The organism is Clostridium sp. UBA5988 (assembly GCF_002435615.1).
Lineage (GTDB): Bacteria > Bacillota > Clostridia > Clostridiales > Clostridiaceae > Clostridium_J > Clostridium_J sulfidigenes.
Genome location: NZ_DJBA01000015.1, coordinates 23,942 through 44,086, shown reverse-complemented (window position 1 = coordinate 44,086; position 20,145 = coordinate 23,942). Strand labels below are relative to the sequence as shown.

Here is a 20,145-nt window from a genome sequence, read left to right as displayed (position 1 = left end):
TTATTGACAACTTCCGAGTTTATAAAACTTAAAAACATATATACAATACATCCTATATAATCTATAACGAGCAAGAAATCCATTTGCATCTAAATAACATTCTCGTTTAAAGCTTTCCTCGATTTTTTCTTTAATTTCTAAATTTAAATATTTAATATCATCATTTATTGAATCTATCATAATGGTTTGGTAAAGCTCATCTAGTATGACATTATTAGTATATTCTCCTTTGATAATATTATTTTGCAAATAATCATAAATAAAATCTTTTTCAAAAATTTGTGATTTAAGTGAATTCATGATTATTTGAAAAAGGTTATCTTTATTCAAATTTTTGCTTAAATATACATATCCATTATCAATAAAATTACTCTTACCGATTGATTGAAATGATATGATAGAAAACCATAATTATTACTTTTATAACTATATATATATACTAAATTTAAAATCCATGAGTTAATCATTCCCAAAATAATAAAAAATGGTATATACAAAATTAAACCTATGCCTATGGAAACTAAAAAATTAAGTGCTCCAGTCTCAGTATTGCATACCAAAAACACATTTTCTATAAACTCAATATTTAATAATGCTATAAATATGCCAAAAAATATAAGAGAAATGATATATAAAAAGAACCATTCTTTATTTTTATTCATCTTGAAAATCTCCTCCCTTATTTCCAAATCTAAAAAAAGTTTATGATAAAATTTATTACTATTTTTCTTAATTTTTCATTTAATATAATTCCACTTACTATTAATAAAAATCCTATTATAAAAAGTCCAAGTCCACTTTCTTCTCTACACCCTTTTCTGGATCTAATATAACAACCTTATCCTTTTTAACTTTGTGAATAATAACAAAGTGACTAAGACCTTCCTCAGTAATAACATGCGCTATAGCAGGTAAAGTATATTTACTTTTAAATCCTTCCTTGTCCACTCTAATAGCTTTAGTATCAAAACCCAATCTATTAGCTCCATCCTCTAAACCTTTTAAAGTTGTTCCTTTAATATCAGTACCTAGTACATCTCTAAGTTTTATTATAGTTATTTCTTTTTTATAATACATAGAAACTGTTGCAAGGCACGCTGCCGCACAGTCCGTCATATCCTGTTGTCTAACTAAATATTTTTTATAACTCACAACCTAATCTCCTTCGGGTTAAATAATTTTAAATTTAGTAACAACATTGTAAACTATGATCAATCTATTTTGTAGAAAAATGCACAAAATGTCACATTTCATACATGAAATTCAAGTTAATAGCAAGTTTAGATGATAAATAGCAATTATTTTTCTATTATTTTACAAATATTCCCCTTAAATATTCCTTTAATTTTAAAAAGACCCTTCATCATTATGAGCATTAATTAAATCCATAATGATAAAGGGTCTATATTTTTATTAGTATATCCTAAATTGTTTACCAAGTTTATTTCTTTATTACAGTTTTAGATATTTAGCAAATACATCTATTCTATCTCTAAATTTATAACACATTTATCTTTAACAAATACAAGCACCCATTTCTTTAGATTAGGTAAGTTCATAAGTTCCTCAGAGGTTTTATATTTATTAATTTAAGCTACAGTTTCTTATTTTCCTATAGTTATTTAATAATTTAAAGTATATTCACATTACCATGATATTATAATGCTTTTGTTAATTCATCATAATTATTTTTAATGATATTAAATACAACTTCATTAAAACCTTCCTCTTCAATTAATGCTGGAAAGTCTTTCAAGGTTTCGTTTATTATCATATATACTTCTTCCAAGTTAATATGTGGTGCTTTGTAATTATAGGCACTTAAAATAGGTATATAATTCTGCCTTGTAAAGGCCGTTGAATACCACGTTTTTTCTAATCCTTTATCATTTAACACCCCTGATAAACCAAGATTATTGTCAAAATTAGGTGCCAAACTAATAGGTTCTCCATCTTTTCTTATAATACCAAAATTATATGTATGTCTATCTATGTTATAGCACAGTGCATCCATATAAGTTATATCTAAAAATTCATTTATGAAGCCTAATTGATTTATTATTTCTATGGAGTTATCAATATCCCAATAATCCCTTACAAAAGAAAACATTGGTTCAAAATCTACCTCTGCATTATTAGTGAAATCTTTAGATTTTACTAATCTTCCATGATCTAAAGGTTCATATAATATAGCATTAAATCCGAGATGAATGGCTATTTTAGATATTAATACCTCAGCGAAATTTTCTTTGTAGGTTGCTTTTTTAATCATGAACCAAGTTCCATCAATAAGCTTCCAACACTTTTCAAAGCTTCCAATATTGGTTAACTCTGGGGTTAAATCAGTATCATTAAATCTAACATTTTCTGAATTCCCATAAAGAGCGATTGTATTTAATCCATCTGATAGTTTGCTTCTGATATTATTATATGTTAAATTTTCATTAGTCCATTTTAACCAATAGCTATCAGTTATACTAACAGCTCTGGATTTTACAACTATTTCATTTGGAACTTCGCTTCTAACACTTAACCTACGTCTTACATGCCTAGAGTTAGTTCTATGAGTATCAATAACTCTAGTTTGTAACCATACATCAAAAGAACCTATATTTTCATTTAACATTATTATTGGCAATAATGACTTGTCTATAACCTTAGTTAGTTTAGAATCCTCTATAATAGCAACTTCCTTATCTTTATACATAAGTAAACCACTAAAATATGATTCATCATTCTTTGAATATTTATTAACTAATTCACTTAAATCTAATTTGTTCATTATTACTATCACCCCAAATAACTATTCTTTAGATAATTACCTAACTTATCCATTTTAAATTTTACCTTCTTTTAATAAAATTATATCATATACGACTAAAGGATTTCTTTTTTCTAATTGCAATCCTATACTAAGTCATAGATTATCTTATTTTTTAATAATAGAGTATATTACATATGTTATCCCTAGTGACATGCGAAGTGCAATTGAAAAGCTTTTAAGAAAATCTACTCCCCCTGACTTAAATAAATAGTCAGAGCCTATACCAATAATAAAAAAAATCACTAATAACTTTATAAACACAATAATTTTATAAAAAGCTCTCTTATTAAGAGAGCTTTCAATCTTCAAGCTAGACTTCATTTAAGCCCATTGGCTTTATACAGGCAACTAGCACCTGTACTCTTTATTTTAGTTGACAATTAGTAGTATCAACCCTCATGTTTTAGTTACTATCGAGGAAGTAACCAATATAATTATATTATACCATAATGTAAGTTACTTTAATTAACTGAATTTATAAAATTATCATAATGTGATTATAACATTATAGGATACAGCGTTATATCTTATATAAATAAAAAAAATAACTAGATTTAAATACCAACATTTAATAAATAAAAATATCTAAAAAAAACGCAAACCCCCACAGCGCCACCAACTAGTTAACTATATTAAATCCTCTAGTCATGAAGTGAAGAGTTAGTAGTACACTCCTTGTAGCAAATATTCTCTGAACCCATTACCTATACCGTTAGCATTTCTCCTGCTTTATAGCTTTCATATATACATTCTGGACTAGAAAAGTAAAATCCAATTACATAATCATCTATGCACTCTGCTATATAAGAATTATATACCTCTATTAAAATGTCTAACTTATCATTGTTAAATTCATTATCGCAAAGGGGCATGATTAATCTCATATAAACTTTACCTATATCCCAAAATGAAGGGACTCTATATCCCTCTTCTTCACATTCTTTAACATTATCAAAGGTACCATTTATTATACTATAATCTCTTATAAATTCATCTGCAACGGCATCTATGTTCTCAGAATGTAGTACATCTGCAAATTCATATATAAAATTAATTCCCTTTGCTCCTAGCATATTAACTATATATGCTCTTTTATTTTTAGTTAATCTACCTATATACTCAATAATGGAGCAGGTAAAAAACAGCTCATTATCAAATTTATCATTTCTCATATACTTCACTTCCTCTCCACTGCAAACAACTTAGGGCCTTTTCACTACAGAAACATAATTGATGGGTGGGATACCTAAATTTAGCTAGTTCCCAAAATACATGTCTAGGAATAACCCCACTAATATAGTCATTAATATAGTTATATATTTCATCATCAGCCATAGGTCCTTCTACTATATCATAGGAATGAAGTTTACCATTTCTACAAGATATAATGAAATCTAGCCATTCTTCCGTCATAACGTTAAATCTTAATGTGTTTAGATCCTTAGTTTTTATATAATCATAATTATAGGTACTTACATACCCTTTAGATTTTCCTTTTCTAATTGCCCATCTTATAGCTTGCTTCTTTATATTTGTACAGTAAAAACCTTCACCAAAATCCTTATGAAATTTACTCTCTTTAATAAGCTGAGGTGCTTTTATTTCTATATTACTTCCATGATATATTTCAAACATAAAATACTCCTCCATATTTTTATATCATTACACTTCGATACATTTCATATTACAAAACATATAACTATTATTTAGATAGTTATCTAACTTATCTACTTTACTTTAAGTTTTACCTTTATTTAATAAGATTATATCATATAATAATACTTTATATTCTTAATTTAAAAGCTTATCCTAGTACCTCTTATATCCATAGTTATAAAAATACTCTTTACATTAATATTATAAAATCATATACGCACTTATAAGGGTGGAAATCAAAGAAAAGATAAGTATTGAAAGCACTAAAATTAGTTTTCTCCTAATACTAATTTTTGTTTTCTTTATCTTATATTTTTCCTTCTTATATTTAAAAAACTCTGACAGACTAAGTATTATCAGTAATGTTATGTATGTTTGAACACCTAATACCCTAGCTTCCCATGGAGTAAAAATACAATTCTTAAGATAGCCAAAAATAGTTAAAGAAAAAAAACAAATAAAGCAAAATAAATATACAATTGACATTATATTTTTAAAATATAATACTTCATTGAAAGCATCCTTATTAATATTATCACTATCACATAAGTGTATTGAAAACATAAATTCATTAAAACAGTAGAAGGTAAAAAAACAGGTTAAAATTACAGTAAATTCTGATAAATAATTCATATTATGATTTTCCTCCTCCACTTAATTTAATATAAATTTCTATTCATTTAATAAATAAAAATATTCAAAAAACCCGCAAACCCCCACGGTGCCAACAACTAGTTAACTAGTTAAAAAGTTATATAGTTACCTAGGATCATATTTAACTAGTTTCATAGTTTAAAATATGACTAGTTTCCTATATAAAATTTCGTATATTTAAATAGTTTAATTTTCTTTAATCTTCTCTCGTTGTACGAGAAATGAAGATATTATGCTTGTTAACATTCCAACTACAAAAATACCAACGAGTAATCCTGGTACTGGTTTCTGGAATACAACAAATAATAACATTATTATCAATACTGTTATTTCTATAGAAAAACCTAACCACATTACTTTTTTCATTATCTTTTTTCCTCCTTTCAATGGCTAAACTACTAAAATTAGCTTTATACTAATGTTAAATTTTATTTTCTTTATCTTATAATTAATGTTTTCTTTGAATATATTATTCCAGTAAAAAATACCAGTTATAAGGCATATTTCATCTCTTACAATTGGTATTTCTTATCTAATATAAAATCTATATTTCTTTCAAATAAATTATATACAAATAAACTTCTAGTATCTATGATGTTTTATTGAATTTTATTAAAATGGTGCTGTTTTACTAGTGTATTGAAAAGTACCATCATCCCTTGAAAATGTTGTTGAAAATGGCACAAAGAATTCTATTTGTACACCCTTATAATCAATCTTATACGTTCCAGTACCCACTACTTTAAAGCCAGAAGCTGTCTTTTTTTCTATCCCTATAGTATTTTGCTTAAATGATTTTATGTTGCCAAAGGATATATTTGAACCTTTGGTAGCACAATACTGACTTACTTTATAAACACTTTCTTTAACATCTTCATTATAACTATTTCCAACACATTTATTAGCCCATCTAGCATATATTAAAACACTAGTAGTGACCTGTTTTGTTTTACCACCATAAGGAACTGTCTTGGTTATTGAACAATCTTTAGTTCCTTCCCTAACATCATAAGTAGTTGCGCCTTTGACTACCATTGGATTTATTACTGTATCTAAGTTATCTTTTGAATTCACTTGGACTTCATTAACACTAATTTTATTAGTATTAATTTTATGTTGAAGTTCTTGCTCTTTAGCTGTGTTGTGACATTCTATTGAGTAATTTAACAATGATATAATATTTATCAATTCTTCTTCATTTAAGAAATTGAATCCCTCCTCATTTTCAGTTATCTCCACACCTATGCTTTTTGACTCAGCCACCAATTGTTCAACCTGTAATATAAGTTCCTTCTTTGTATTATCTTCACTTGTAGCTGCCATTGCAATACTAGATATCATTAATGTGACTGTCATCGATATTACAAATATGCCAATAATATTTTTGTAAAAATTCTTTAATTTTTTCACTTACTCTCCCCCCCTAATTGTAAATTATTTTAGTAGTCCTTTAAAACCTCTTATAATGCTTTATCTTATAAAAGAATATAATACTGAAATACTAACAAAAATATATTTCATTTTATGTATTTATTATACACTCATTTAAACTTATTTCAAATATACCATTAAATATTTTTTTATGATATAATTTACATTATTATCTTAAGGAGTGATATTTTGAATATAAAAAAAATTAAAACCAAAAACAATTTATTTTTTATAATGACAATATTAAATATCATTATAACTTTAATAACTAAATCACTATCACCTTTTAATTTTTATGGCAGTGATTTAGCAATACTGTCAATTTTATCATTTGCAATAATTGCTATAAGCTTGATAGGTTTAATACTTGGTATTTCACTGATTAAGTCACATTTTAAAGAAATATTAACAGTAAAATCTCTAATATTAATAGGTTGTATAATTATTCACATATTAAATTTGTTAAGGACAATAGCACTAATTTCTTTTTTGATTTTATAAGAATTCTTTAAGGCTAATTGTAAGGATTATTTCTTCTCTTTACAATCAGCCTTTCTTATAATATTATTTTCTTAACTGATTATAGATTCTATATTCTATAAGTTCCAAATTAATAAGGAATTTATAGCCAGTTAACCTTAATATCACTACTTTTTACCTTCATAGAGTTTTGTTCCTGGTAAAATTACCTTAAAACAGTCTTCTGCTCTAGAGTTTATAAAGGTCACATTTTTTTTGAAAGGCTTTTTTATCCTTCCAAATCCACCTTCATTATTTAAAAATCTTTTATTTTCATCTAGTGTTACTAGTTTTTCATAAAGCCACATGTTTCTTCTATTATAGTTAATTCTTTTTCCTGTGGAATTGTTCTGTATCATTTGTCCTGGGCTATTAACTATTATACTGTTTCTAGATATTACTACTTCTATAACTCTATCTATGGAAGAATACTCCCTATAAAGGACTGCATTGTTTATTGCCTCAACTATAGCTCCTATAGGATAATTCTTAGGTAATATTTTTCTTAATATATCTTCACTTTTATCTATCATAGATAAGAGATTACCTTGTACAACATTTACTCGGTCTTTTCCCTTACCTAAATTATTAGTTATTCTAATCATATTTTGAGGTATGCAAAGACTATTGTTATCAGAGAATACTAACAGACCTCCCAAGGTACATTTCTCTTCTCCAGTATCATTATCTGTGTATGATATTCCTGCACTTCTCATAAGAAATTTTTCATTAGAGCTATTTATTACTATACCTTTTTTATGAAAATATTTTTTTACTATTTCCATATTTATAAGATTTATATCACTTCTCACCACTTGAGAAGTTTCAATGAAAAAGTCTAAATTCTCCTCAAAAGCTTCTACGAGTTCTTGTTTTCTCATAGTATCAGTGGTAGATCCTCTTCTGATATAGAATGCTCCGTTCTCCTTAAGTTGATATGGCTTTTGTTCTCCATCATATATTGTAATTATACAAATCCTTTTTCCCTTTATATTATACTCATCTACAGAGATTGGGATTGGTGGCTCACATCTAGAAGATATTATTTGTTGTACTTGTTCTTCTGTGAAAACTTCACTTTCATCTAAGCCTATTAACTCTTTTGTTTTATCCTCAATACCTACAACTATATATCCTCTTCCACCCTTTGAATTAGCAATTGCACAGACATCTTTAGCTAGTTCCTTCTTTCCACTCTCAAAATCTAAAGATAGCTTCTGCTTGAAATCTAGCTTTAATCCTTCTTGCCGCTTTATGATAGACAGTATTTTCTTAGTATCCACGATCTCACCTCAATTCTCTATATTAATATAATATTAAAAAGGATCCATATATGACTTTATAAACAGATAAGATTTAAGAAATATATCTATTAATACTAACGCCTATGGAGCTTAATTTTAATTATATCCTTTATAATATTAATAACCTTTTCCTTACTATCATTATTATCTATAGTAATATGAGCATATTTTTTATAGAGCTTATACCTTTCTTTATGTAAGTCATATATCTTATCTTTTCCTTCTTTTAAAAGAGGTCTATTTGATATATCTAAAGTTTCTATTATTTTTTCCGGTTTTCTATCTATAAATATTATACATCCACTTTTCCCTAAGGCATCCATGTTCTCTTTTCTCTTTATAATGCCACCCCCTGTGGCTATAAGAGTATTTTCTAGTTTAGAAACCTGTTTAACTGCTTCTGTTTCCCTATCTCTAAAGTATTCTTCGCTAATGCTAAACATTTCCTTTATAGTCATGTTGTTTTTTTCTTCTATATATTCATCTAAGTCAATAAAATTTATTTCTTCATCGCTACTAATTATATTACCTAGACATGTTTTCCCACATCCTGAAAGACCTATTAATATGATATTATTCAAAACTCTTCTCCCTTCTAGAATACCTATATATTATTCTACTGAAGCATCATATCTAAAATCGCAATGGCAGTGACACACTCCACCACTGGAACTGCTCTTTGTACTATACAAGGATCATGTCTTCCATTAATTTCTAAAATATCATCAGCTTTTGTCTCTATATTTACAGTTTTCTGTGGTAAAGCTATAGATGGAGTTGGTTTAAATGCTACTGAAAATGTAACTGGCATTCCACTAGTAATTCCACCTAGAATCCCCCCATTATTATTAGAATAGGTTTTTATGTCCTCACCTTCAATATAGTACTGGTCATTTGCCTCACTACCTCTTAGGGTTGAGATGTTAAATCCTTCTCCAAACTCTACTCCCTTAACTGCTGGAATAGAAAAAAGCATATGGGATAATACACTTTCTACTGAGTGAAACATTGGACTTCCAAGTCCTACTGGTAGGTTAATAACAGCTCCTTCTATAACACCTCCAATAGAATCTCCTAAAGTTTTAACTTTTAGAATTTCTTCTTTCATTTCTTCGGAAATAATCTTATTTAAGGTAGGAAATCTATCCTTCCTTAATTCTTGTAATAATTCTTTTCTTATATTTACTTTGTCAAAGCCATGATCTTTTATCTTTCCAATAGACTTTATATGTGCACCTATATACACATCATATTCCTTTAAAATATCCTTACATATTGCTCCTGCAAAGACTAAAAGAGCTGTGAGCCTACCAGAAAAATGTCCACCACCTCTATAGTCATTATATCCTTCATATTTAATCATAGCTGGGTAATCACAGTGGCCTGGTCTTAGCTTTACCTTAAGCTCTGAATAATCCCTAGATTTAGTATTATTATTTTCAATTATGGCTGATAGTGGTGCCCCTGTAGTTCTTTCTTCAAAAATCCCGCTTAAAACCTTAGGTATATCTTTTTCTACTCTAGAAGTAGAAAATGAATCCTTACCTGGTGCTCTTCTTCTCATTTCTTCATGAACAAAGTCAAAATTTATCCTATGCCCTGCTGGTAACCCATCAATTATAACTCCTATGGCATCACCATGGGATTCTCCAAAAACTGATACTTTTATTTTATTCCCTATAATTGAACTCATCACCTTCACCCCCTAATTTAAAATAATCCTTAAAGAAATTAGGATAAGACTTCTCTACGGCACTAGGATTATTTATGATTACATTACCCCTAGCTCTTGTGGCTGCTATGGCCAAGGCCATTACTATTCTATGATCATTGTGAGAATCAACTTCTCCACCCTTTAATTCATTAACTCCTGATATTATTAAAGAATCTTCTAACTCTATTATATTTGCTCCTAGTTTATTTAACTCTTTAGTTATAGCATGTAGTCTATCACACTCTTTAATTCTAAGTCTTTTAGCATTTACTATTTTAGTTTCACCCTCTGAAAGGCTAGCAAGCACCGTAAGAATCGGAACTAAATCAGGACAATTAGAGGCATCTATTTCTATGCCCTTAGTCTTAGAAGGTTTTACTTTTATACCTTCTTCACTTTCTTCCACATTACATCCCATAGCTTCTAAAATATCTAATATGACCTTATCTCCTTGAAGAGAATCCTTATTTAGACCAGAACATACTATAGAAGAACCCAATGCTCCTGCCACTAAAAAGAAGGCTCCCTGAGAATAATCTCCCTCTACATAATAGTTTCTACAATTATATTTTTGGGCTCCTCTAATATTAAACTCTTTATAATTATTATTTTCTATCTCTATGCCAAAATCCTTTAAAATATCTAAAGTAAGATCTATATATCCCTTAGATTCTAGTTTTGTAGTTATCTGAATTCTAGAATTGCCCTCTAAAATGGGAAGAGAAAACAGTAGCCCTGTTATAAATTGTGAGCTTATATCTCCCCTTACTCTATATGTACCACTAGTAAGTTTTCCACTTACCTTCAAAGGTAAACCGTCCTCTTCCCTTGAATATTTTATACCCTTTTCTTCAAAGATTTCATAATATGGTTCTAGTGGTCTTGAAATTAACTTTCCTTCTCCATGAAATATATAGTCACCATCTTTAGTTAAAGCTAGTGGAATTAGAAATCTTAGGGTAGAGCCAGATTCTCTGCATCTTAAATCTAGTTTCTTTTCATAGGAAAACATCTTTCTTCCATCAATATATAAGTTTTGATCTTCAATATTAACAACTGCTCCAAGCTCCTTCATTAGCTCCATAGTAGCTTCAATATCCTTAGAAAGTTGTATATTGTAAACTCTAGATATTCCTCTACTTAGAGCAGCTGCAATTATCCCTCTATGCCCTAAACTTTTAGAAGAAGGAACAACTATATTCCCTTTAAGTAACTTGGGTTTTATTATAATTTTATCCACAGCTTTTCCTCCTAAATAAATTTTCCTAATTCTTCATGACTGGCTTTATGAATAAAAACCTTACCTATGTCTTCAATAAGAATTAAGTTTATAAAATCTCCTATTGTCTTTTTATCTACTGAAATAGCATCAATAATATCTCCTCTGGTTTTCCCTTGGAAATCATAGGGCAAGTTAAATTTATCTAGTAGCCATTTTATTCTGTTAGCAACTCCACCCTTACATATATTTAACTCCTCACATCTAAGGGCTATAGAATACATACCTATAGTCACGGCTTCTCCATGGGAAACACCCTTGTAATTTTCAAGCTTTTCTATAGCATGGCCTATGGTGTGACCAAAGTTTAAAATCATTCTCTCTCCCTTGTCCTTTTCATCCTGCTCTACTACTTGTTTTTTTATACTACAGCATTTATATATTATATCTTCTATATATTCAAATAAAGCTTCATAGCTTTCTATACTTTCAAACTTTTCAAAGAGCTCTTCATCCTTTATTAATCCATATTTTATAGCTTCACCTAACCCATCATTTACATATCTCTTTTCTAAGGTTTTAAGCACCTGAGGATCAATATATACTGCCTTAGGATGATAAAAACTACCTATTAAATTTTTTCCCCTAGGTAAATCTATAGCAACCTTACCTCCTATAGATGAATCAATTTGGGCAAGTAGTGATGTTGGAACTTGAACAAATGGAATTCCCCTTAAAAGAGTAGCTGCACAAAAGCCTGCTAAATCTCCAATGACTCCTCCCCCTAAAGCTATAATTAAGTTTCCCCTATTTAACTTAAAATCTAAAAGTTCATTATATAGCTTCATTAAAGATTCTATTGATTTACTACCTTCACCAGGGTTCAAAACTACTTTTAAAACTTTAAAATCATTATCTTCTAAAGATTTTTTAACTATATCTCCATAAAATTCATCTACATTTTCATCAGTAATTAAAGCTATTTTATTTCCTTCATATATATTTGAAATCTCTTCACCTATACTGTTTATAATTCCTGATTTAATAAAAATTTCATATTGATTATTGGGAAGGTTTATTTGTAAATTTCTCATAATTATCTTCCTCCGCTTTATTGTTCTCTCATTTTATTTTAAATAGTTACTTACTGTTATTATAAGTTATTTATTACTAATTATTATACATTAATGAATTATATTTTCACATATGAACTCATTAATAGAAACTTATGTATTAAATTACTCCTTTTGCACTATATATATTGTGAATTAATATAAATAGTGTAAAATATAATATAATGTTACATATACATTACTGTGTATATTTTATAATTTAAATTGGGGGATTCTTATGAAATTTTTTAACACACCTTCCGTTATGATTGAGGAAGCAAAAAAAGCTAAACTAAAACACAATCCATTTCTCAACTTACTTATATCCTTAGTTCTTATTTTAGTAAGTCAATTTATTCTTGTGATTCCTATGGCAATAATAGGTTTTATAACTGTGATTAAATCCAATGGCTTATCTATGACTATGGATAATGAAACTTTAACTCTTATAAATTTATTTGGTACTGGATTTTTAATTATAATCTGTATTTTATACTGCAAATTTAGCGAAAAAAGAAATCTTCGCTCTATGGGGTTAATAAAAAAAGGTGCTTTTAAAGAATATGGCATTGGATTAATAGTAGGACTTATTATGTTTAGTGCTGTTGTATTGATTCTAATGATTTCTGGACAATTATCCTTTGTTAAGGTTACTCTGTCTTCTCTTCCTCTAATTATTATTTTCTTTATTGGTTTTATGATACAAGGTGCCAGTGAAGAATTTCTATGTAGAGGCTTTTTATTAACTTCCATTGCTGCTAAAAATGGAATTATTCTCGGTATTATTTTGAACTCCTGTTTATTTGGGTTTCTCCACATTTTCAATTCAGGATTTTCTATACTACCAATGATTAATATTATTTTAGTTGGTATATTCTTTTCCGTTTATGCCTATCGTACAGATAATATTATTGGAGTATGTGCAATTCACACCATGTGGAACTTTGCACAAGGTAATATATATGGAATTCTTGTTAGTGGAATGAACATAGGCCCTTCTATTTTGAAAGTTAACAGTTTTAGTAACTCTTTACTATCTGGTGGTAACTTCGGAGCTGAGGGTGGCCTTGCTTGTACAATTGTATTAATTATATCTACATTGCTTGCAGTATTTATTCCTAAAAAATCTATCTCTACATCACCAAGTGAATCATATTAAATTATATTATAAGGAGGCTTTTATGGAGACTTTACTTGCTTTTATTCCTATGTTAATTGTTTTCCCCATAATTTTATTGTTTTGGGGTTTAGGTATTTATGCACTGGTACTTATGATTAAAGCTTTAAAAATTTATATTAATAAAAACTCATAATGTATCTAAATTATAGAAGACCACATCATAACTATGACATGGTCTTCTAATTTTTTATTCTTGAGCTGATAACTTCTTATAGTTATTATATCTTTCCATAGCATCTGCTTCTGTCTTTGCAAATAATTCCTCTGCTACTTCTGGGAATACCTTGGCTAAGGATGCATATCTAACCTCACCTAATAGGTAGTCTTTAAAGCTTCCATTTGGCGCTTTTGAATCTAAGGAGAACGGATTCTTAGTTCCTTTTAAATCCGGATTATACCTATATAAAGTCCAATATCCACACTCTACTGCTCTCTTCTGTTCTTCTTGTGAATAAGACATTCCAGCTTTAATACCATGATTAATACATGTAGAGTAAGCTATTATTAATGATGGTCCATCATAAGCTTCAGCTTCTGAAATAGCTTTTATAGTCTGATTTTTATCTGCTCCCATGGATACTTGAGCTACATATACATAACCATAGCTCATAGCCATCATTCCTAAATCCTTCTTCTTAGTTCGTTTTCCTGATGCTGCAAACTTAGCTACCGCAGCCGTTGGAGTTGATTTTGATGATTGACCTCCTGTATTAGAATAAACTTCTGTATCAAAAACTAATACATTTACATTCTCTCCTGATGCCAATACATGGTCAAGGCCACCATATCCTATATCATAAGCCCATCCATCTCCTCCAAATAGCCATTGAGATCTCTTAACAAAGAATTCTTTATCTTCTAGTATCTTCTTAGCTATTTCACTATTTTCTTTCTGAAGAACTTGGGTTAACTTAGTTGCTCTATCTCTTGTACCTTCACTCTTATCCATGTTATCTAACCAATCCTGTAACACAGGCTTAGCTCCCTCTGAAATATTCCCACTTAGAGCTTCTCTTATATTTTGTGCAATTCTTTCTCTTATGGTTTTAACAGCCATAAACATTCCAAAACCATACTCAGCATTATCTTCAAAGAGTGAGTTAGCCCATGCTGGTCCATAGCCTTCTTTATTAGGTCTATAGGCTGTTGAAGGTCCTCCAGCTGCCCAAATTGATGAACAACCAGTAGCATTAGCTACCATCATTCTATCTCCAAATAATTGAGTTACAAGTTTAGCATATGGAGTTTCTCCACATCCTGCACATGCACCTGAGAATTCAAGGAGAGGTTGCTCAAATTGACTACCCTTCACAGTATTTTTGTTCAATGGATTCTTCTTGTTTGCAACTTTTTCTACAACATAATTCCAAACTTCTATTTGATCATGTTGACTATCCTGTGGCTTCATAACTAAAGCTTTTTCTTTAGCTGGACAAACCTCTGCACAGTTTCCACATCCAGTACAATCCAAAGGTGTAACTCCTATATGGAAGAACATTGGAGCTTCAGTTTTAAGAGCTTTAGCTTCTAGTAACTTCATATCCTTTGGAGCATTTTCTTTTTCTTTCTCATCTAATAGGAAGGCTCTAATAGTGGCGTGTGGACATACATATGAACATTGATTACATTGAATACAATTCTCTGGAATCCACTGTGGCACATTTACTGCTATTCCTCTCTTCTCAAAGGCAGTAGTACCTGCCATGAAAGTACCATCATCTACTCCTTCTCTAACCAATGTAGAAACTGGAATAGCATCTCCTTCCATCCTATTCATTGGCTCTACAATATCCTTAATAAATGTAGGATACTCCTTCATTATATCTAACTTATCATCCTTAGCATCTTTCCATTTACTTGAAACTTCTATCTTAGTTATAGAATTTATTCCTGAATCAATGGCAGCGTGGTTCATATTTACAACTTTTTCACCCTTCTTACCATAGGAAGTTATAACTGCTTCTTTTAAATATTTTACTGCATCTTCAATAGGTATGATATCTGCTATCTTAAAGAAGGCAGCTTGCATTATCATATTTATTCTTCCACCTAACCCAATTTCTTGGGCTATTTTAACTGCATTTATGATGTAGAGCTCTATATTATTTTCTGATATATATCTTTTTAAGTCAGCTGGTAATCTATCTTCTAAATCTTTTTCTGTCCATTGAGTATTTAAAAGGAATTTTCCACCCTTCTTTAATCCTTGTAATAAGTTATAGCTATAGACATAGGATTGGTTATGGCAAGCAACAAAATCTGCTTTGTCAATGGTATAGTGAGATTTAATTGGTTTATTACCAAATCTTAAGTGAGAAACAGTTATTCCACCTGATTTCTTAGAATCATAAGAGAAATATCCTTGAGCATACATGTCTGTATGATCTCCAATAATCTTTATAGCACTCTTATTAGCTCCAACGGTACCGTCAGAACCTAATCCCCAGAACTTACATGAGGTTGTGCCTTCTGGCGTAGCATCTATATCCTCCTTTGGCATTAAAGATGAGTGTGTAACATCATCAATTATTCCTATGGTAAACCTATCCTTAGGTTTATCTTCTTTGAGATTTTCAAATACGGCAGCTATATGAGCTGGAATTGGATCCTTTGAACCAAGTCCAAATCTTCCACCTACTACTAATGGAGCATTTTCTTTTCCAAATAGTGCTCTTACTACATCTAGATAAAGAGGCTCACCTATAGAACCTGGCTCCTTAGTTCTATCAAGTACTGCTATCTTCTTAACTGTACTTGGCATAGCTTTTATAAACTTCTCTATAGAGAAAGGTCTATAAAGTCTTACTTTTACAAGTCCTATCTTTTCTCCCTTAGCTCTTAGATAATCTATAGTTTCCTCAACTACTTCAGATACAGAACCCATTGATATGATTATCCTATCTGCATCCGGTGCTCCATAGTAATCAAAACAGTGATATTCTCTTCCTGTTAGTTTTGTTATTTCACTCATATAATTTTCTACTACAGTAGGTATATCTTCATAGTATCTATTAAGTGATTCACACATTTGGAAATATAAATCAGGGTTTTGAGCAGTTCCCCTTGTAACTGGATGATCTGGATTTAAAGCATTTTTTCTGAACTCATCAATAGCTTTATAGTCTACTAGTTTTGCAAGTTCCTCCTGCTCTATAACCTCAACCTTTTGTATTTCATGGGAAATTCTAAAGCCATCAAAGAAACTAAGAAATGGCATTCTAGCCCTTATAGCACTTAAATGTGCTACTGCTGCTAAATCCATAACCTCCTGAACAGAACCTTCTGCAAGCATTGCAAATCCTGTTTGTCTTGTAGCCATAACATCTTGATGGTCACCAAATATACTTAAGGATGACGTAGTAAGAGCTCTAGCTGCAACATGTATAACTCCAGGTAATCTTTCTCCTACCATCCTATACATGTTAGGTATCATAAGTAATAGACCTTGTGATGCTGTATATGTAGATGATAGAGCTCCTGCTTGTAAGGAACCATGTAATGCTCCAGCTGCCCCTGCCTCAGATTGCATCTCTACTACTTTAACAGGATGACCAAATATATTTTTTCTTCCCTTAGCAGCCCATTCATCTACTAGCTCCGCCATAGGTGTAGATGGTGTAATTGGGAATATAGCAGCTACTTCTGTAAATGCATAGGATATATGAGCTGCTGCTGTATTACCATCCATAGTCTTCATTTTTCTCATGTTATTACCTCTTTTCTTACAGTTTAAATATATTGGTATGAAGGTATTTAGACATATACCTAATGCCTCAATAGCCTTTTGTTACTTTGCTCTAAGTTATAAAGCTTTAATTTTTACTCTTATACCATTTATATGTTGAGCTAAATAAGTGGATATTATGTATAGCATTAAAATTTATTAAAAACTTATTACTTAACTATAAGAAAATGAGGCTTTAATAAAACAGAGTTACCCATTTTGTTAAAGCCTCACTGGTAAAACTATATAATTTTTAATACTCTATATTGTAGGTTCAACACTATTCATGGACCAACCATCATTTCTTACATCATGTATATCTATAAACTCATCCTTATCTTCTATAGCCTTAAGCCTCTTTACTATTCCATAAGGCTCATTTAAAGATAATTTATATCCTCTGCCTGATATTATCCATAAAGTTCTATAACCTTTTGGAGTAACCTTTAATTTATTTTCACCTTTACCATCGGTAAAATATATAAGTAAGTTAGTATCAGTGTTATTTATATATTCAAATACAGGAGTAAACTGTGTTCCTCCCCCTTTAGTAACCCTTTCTCTTATATCCTTTACAGACTTAACCCTATATGCTCTTCTAATATTGCTATCACACTCTATTATAGTTACTTCACTATTATAATTTTTTACTATTGAAAGTACTTCTTTCATAGATTGCATAAACTCAGCATCACTTATACTTCCACTTATATCTATAGCTACAGCAATTTTAGCCCTATGCCCTCTTAACTCCCCTTTTAAATCTAATCTATTAGGTTGTCTTCGACTTCTTCTTGTTACAGTTTTCTTCTTACTACTCTCTAAGGTTCCCATCATTTTTTTCAAATAAATATTCCATGGGATTTCATTTTCACTTCCCTTTAAAGTTTTTAGCATAGCTTCTATCTCTATTGGAAGCTTTCCTTTGCTAGAAAGCTCTGCAAATTTTTCCGTAAAAGACTTCAGAGTTTTATCATCTATATCATCAGATTCATCCCAAGTATCATGAGTCTTTTTAGGATCATATTCATCCTTAGCATCGACTTTAGAATCATCCTCTTCTCCTTCACTATCTTCTTCTAACAAATCCAATTCACCCTGAATTTCTCTTACATAGTACTCCATAGAATTATATGGTTCTAGCTTTAAATTATATTTTGTATTTACCCATTCTAAGGTAGTTGCATAGGAAGGTAAGAAATCAATATATTGATTTGCCACTATGTCCATAGCCATATTAACAGCTAGAGTACTGTACTTTTTTCTTAACTCCTTTGCTCTTACTAAATGTAATGCTAAAATATGATGAATTTCATGTTTTATAGTTCCTTGCATCTGACTCAAGTTGAGTTGTAAAAATATAAGAGGATTAAAATAAATTATATATTTAGCTCCCTTAAAACTAATAGATGTAGGTGTAGCTATATCATATCTTATTTCTCTTTTTACCTGAAATAAAAAGTATCCATAGAAATTTTCATTATCTTCCATCAAGGCTAGATTTACTCTATCTGCTAGTCTATAAAACTCTAACTTCAAATCTTCTGGCATATCTACTACAAATTTTTCGCCATCTCTTCTGGCTTTAAACATCTCTCCACTATTAACTATATTAGTTACCCTATTATAAAGCTTAACCCTTAATTCTTCAAAATTCTTACTCATGGCTATCTACCCTTTTATCTCAGTGTAAGCGGCAAAGTAATTCTCTACAAAGTCTTCATTTTCTAATATGAAATCATATATTTTCTTTTGTCTTTCTCGCATATCCTGCATAATTCCAATCATTAAATCTACTGGATAAAAGCTAAGGAACTCTACAAATCTATCTATAACTTTATTTATAGCTGCTCCTTCTAGCTCTTCAACTTTGCTGCTAATATAATTTATCATATTACTACCTGTTAAATATAATCTAGTGTGGCTCTCATTGGATATTCTAATTTTAACCTGCTCTGATAAAACTTCTTCTTCAAATATTTCTTCTGGAGAAATTAAAGCAGTATTATCCGATTCTATAAAATCCATAAGCTGCTCTGCAATAATTCTTCCAAGATTCCCCCTTAAAACATTTAAAAATACTCTTCTTGGTATACTGTCTTTATTTTCTTTATATAACTTATAACTTTTAGACACTCTTTCAAAGCTTCGCGGTGTAGCCCTTATATCATCTTCATTAATGCTATGAAGATGCTCTGGGAAAGTAGATATAAACTCTATTACTTTTCTGTCAACTTTATTTTCTGAAGCCCATTTAATCCACCCCTTTGCATCACTTTCCATGTTAAGCCAAACAAAGCGATTTTCTTGGGCAGCATCCATATCTACTACTTGATAATCAAAGTCTGAGCCGTATTTACTGGATGGATTCATTGCAGCTAATATCTTTACTTTATCATGAAGCTTATATCCATTTATCTCTCTATTTAATATCAAATTCATAAGCTCTTGTTGTACACTATGCTCACACCTATTTATTTCATCTATAAATAAAAGTACATCTTTACCTTCTAAAATAAGATTATCTATTTCTCTAAGCTTTGTATGAATACCATAGATAGTTGCCTTTTTACTTACTACTCTTCCATGTTCGTCCTTAATAGTATATTCTTCCACCGTAGGGAGCCCACCTATTTCACCCTCTTTTAGAAGGTTTCCATCTATAACAACTAAACTCCATTTTCTTTGTTTTGCCAAAGTCTTTGCAAGAGCAGTTTTTCCTATCCCACTCTCTCCTACAATAAGAGGTACTTCATTAGTTTCTATTACTAGCTCTACACTTTTTAATGTATCATTAAAGTTCATTTG

General features: G+C 29.9%; 18 protein-coding genes. 2 read left to right on the top strand and 16 right to left on the bottom strand.

The window, feature by feature from the left end:
* The 13 genes from B3J31_RS02915 to aroB all read right to left on the bottom strand — a co-directional run bounded on the left by B3J31_RS02915 (nt 1) and on the right by aroB (nt 12,415).
* A complete protein-coding gene (locus B3J31_RS02915; RefSeq protein ID WP_346873588.1) occupies nt 1-300 on the bottom strand; it encodes a hypothetical protein in 300 nt (99 codons plus the stop codon).
* 38 nt (nt 301-338) lie between these two features.
* Nucleotides 339-662 (bottom strand): hypothetical protein, encoded by a 324-nt coding sequence (locus tag B3J31_RS02910; protein ID WP_150845401.1) that lies wholly within the window; start codon nt 660-662, stop codon nt 339-341.
* A 115-nt stretch (nt 663-777) separates the two neighbouring features.
* Nucleotides 778-1,152: a cysteine peptidase family C39 domain-containing protein gene (locus tag B3J31_RS02905; protein WP_414632863.1), complete on the bottom strand. Its 375-nt coding sequence runs from the start codon at nt 1,150-1,152 to the stop codon at nt 778-780.
* Nucleotides 1,153-1,657: 505 nt separating this feature from the next.
* Nucleotides 1,658-2,782, bottom strand: coding sequence for a hypothetical protein (locus B3J31_RS02900; RefSeq protein WP_150845400.1), 1,125 nt, complete (start codon nt 2,780-2,782; stop codon nt 1,658-1,660).
* 746 nt (nt 2,783-3,528) lie between these two features.
* Nucleotides 3,529-3,996 carry a hypothetical protein gene (locus tag B3J31_RS02895; protein ID WP_150845399.1) on the bottom strand — a complete coding sequence of 156 codons (468 nt, stop codon included), beginning with the start codon at nt 3,994-3,996 and terminating at the stop codon, nt 3,529-3,531.
* The gene (locus B3J31_RS02890) at nt 3,986-4,459 is read right to left on the bottom strand and encodes a DUF3990 domain-containing protein (protein ID WP_150845398.1); all 474 of its coding nucleotides are present in this window, start codon (nt 4,457-4,459) and stop codon (nt 3,986-3,988) included. The genes B3J31_RS02895 and B3J31_RS02890 overlap by 11 nt, the downstream gene beginning before the upstream one ends.
* 861 nt (nt 4,460-5,320) lie before the next feature.
* Complete coding sequence (locus tag B3J31_RS02885) at nt 5,321-5,500, bottom strand: hypothetical protein (RefSeq protein WP_150845397.1); 180 nt, start codon at nt 5,498-5,500, stop codon at nt 5,321-5,323.
* A gap of 246 nt (nt 5,501-5,746) precedes the next feature.
* Nucleotides 5,747-6,544 carry a hypothetical protein gene (locus B3J31_RS02880; protein ID WP_150845396.1) on the bottom strand — a complete coding sequence of 266 codons (798 nt, stop codon included), beginning with the start codon at nt 6,542-6,544 and terminating at the stop codon, nt 5,747-5,749.
* Between the two features lie 668 nt (nt 6,545-7,212).
* Entirely contained in the window at nt 7,213-8,367 is a 1,155-nt protein-coding gene (locus B3J31_RS02875) for a helix-turn-helix domain-containing protein (RefSeq protein ID WP_346873587.1), read from the bottom strand.
* A 95-nt stretch (nt 8,368-8,462) separates the two neighbouring features.
* The gene (locus B3J31_RS02870) at nt 8,463-8,969 is read right to left on the bottom strand and encodes a shikimate kinase (RefSeq protein ID WP_346873586.1); all 507 of its coding nucleotides are present in this window, start codon (nt 8,967-8,969) and stop codon (nt 8,463-8,465) included.
* Between the two features lie 35 nt (nt 8,970-9,004).
* Nucleotides 9,005-10,081, bottom strand: coding sequence for a chorismate synthase (aroC, locus tag B3J31_RS02865; protein ID WP_346873585.1), 1,077 nt, complete (start codon nt 10,079-10,081; stop codon nt 9,005-9,007).
* A complete protein-coding gene (gene aroA / locus B3J31_RS02860) occupies nt 10,059-11,342 on the bottom strand; it encodes a 3-phosphoshikimate 1-carboxyvinyltransferase (protein ID WP_346873584.1) in 1,284 nt (427 codons plus the stop codon). The genes aroC and aroA overlap by 23 nt, the downstream gene beginning before the upstream one ends.
* Nucleotides 11,343-11,353: 11 nt before the next feature.
* Entirely contained in the window at nt 11,354-12,415 is a 1,062-nt protein-coding gene (gene aroB, locus B3J31_RS02855; RefSeq protein ID WP_346873583.1) for a 3-dehydroquinate synthase, read from the bottom strand.
* 256 nt (nt 12,416-12,671) lie between these two features.
* Between aroB and B3J31_RS02850 the strand changes: the two genes are divergently transcribed.
* Complete coding sequence (locus B3J31_RS02850) at nt 12,672-13,592, top strand: type II CAAX endopeptidase family protein (RefSeq protein WP_346873582.1); 921 nt, start codon at nt 12,672-12,674, stop codon at nt 13,590-13,592.
* Between the two features lie 22 nt (nt 13,593-13,614).
* On the top strand, nt 13,615-13,746 hold the full coding sequence (locus B3J31_RS02845) for a hypothetical protein (RefSeq protein WP_346873581.1): 132 nt from the start codon (nt 13,615-13,617) through the stop codon (nt 13,744-13,746).
* A 54-nt stretch (nt 13,747-13,800) separates the two neighbouring features.
* On the opposite strand, the gene nifJ is transcribed toward B3J31_RS02845, so the two are convergent.
* The 3 genes from nifJ to B3J31_RS02830 all read right to left on the bottom strand — a co-directional run bounded on the left by nifJ (nt 13,801) and on the right by B3J31_RS02830 (nt 20,142).
* On the bottom strand, nt 13,801-17,319 hold the full coding sequence (nifJ, locus tag B3J31_RS02840; protein WP_346873580.1) for a pyruvate:ferredoxin (flavodoxin) oxidoreductase: 3,519 nt from the start codon (nt 17,317-17,319) through the stop codon (nt 13,801-13,803).
* 279 nt (nt 17,320-17,598) lie between these two features.
* Nucleotides 17,599-19,002 (bottom strand): VWA-like domain-containing protein, encoded by a 1,404-nt coding sequence (locus B3J31_RS02835; RefSeq protein WP_346873579.1) that lies wholly within the window; start codon nt 19,000-19,002, stop codon nt 17,599-17,601.
* A 6-nt stretch (nt 19,003-19,008) separates the two neighbouring features.
* The gene (locus tag B3J31_RS02830) at nt 19,009-20,142 is read right to left on the bottom strand and encodes an ATP-binding protein (RefSeq protein ID WP_346873578.1); all 1,134 of its coding nucleotides are present in this window, start codon (nt 20,140-20,142) and stop codon (nt 19,009-19,011) included.
* Between the last annotated feature and the right edge of the window lie 3 nt (nt 20,143-20,145).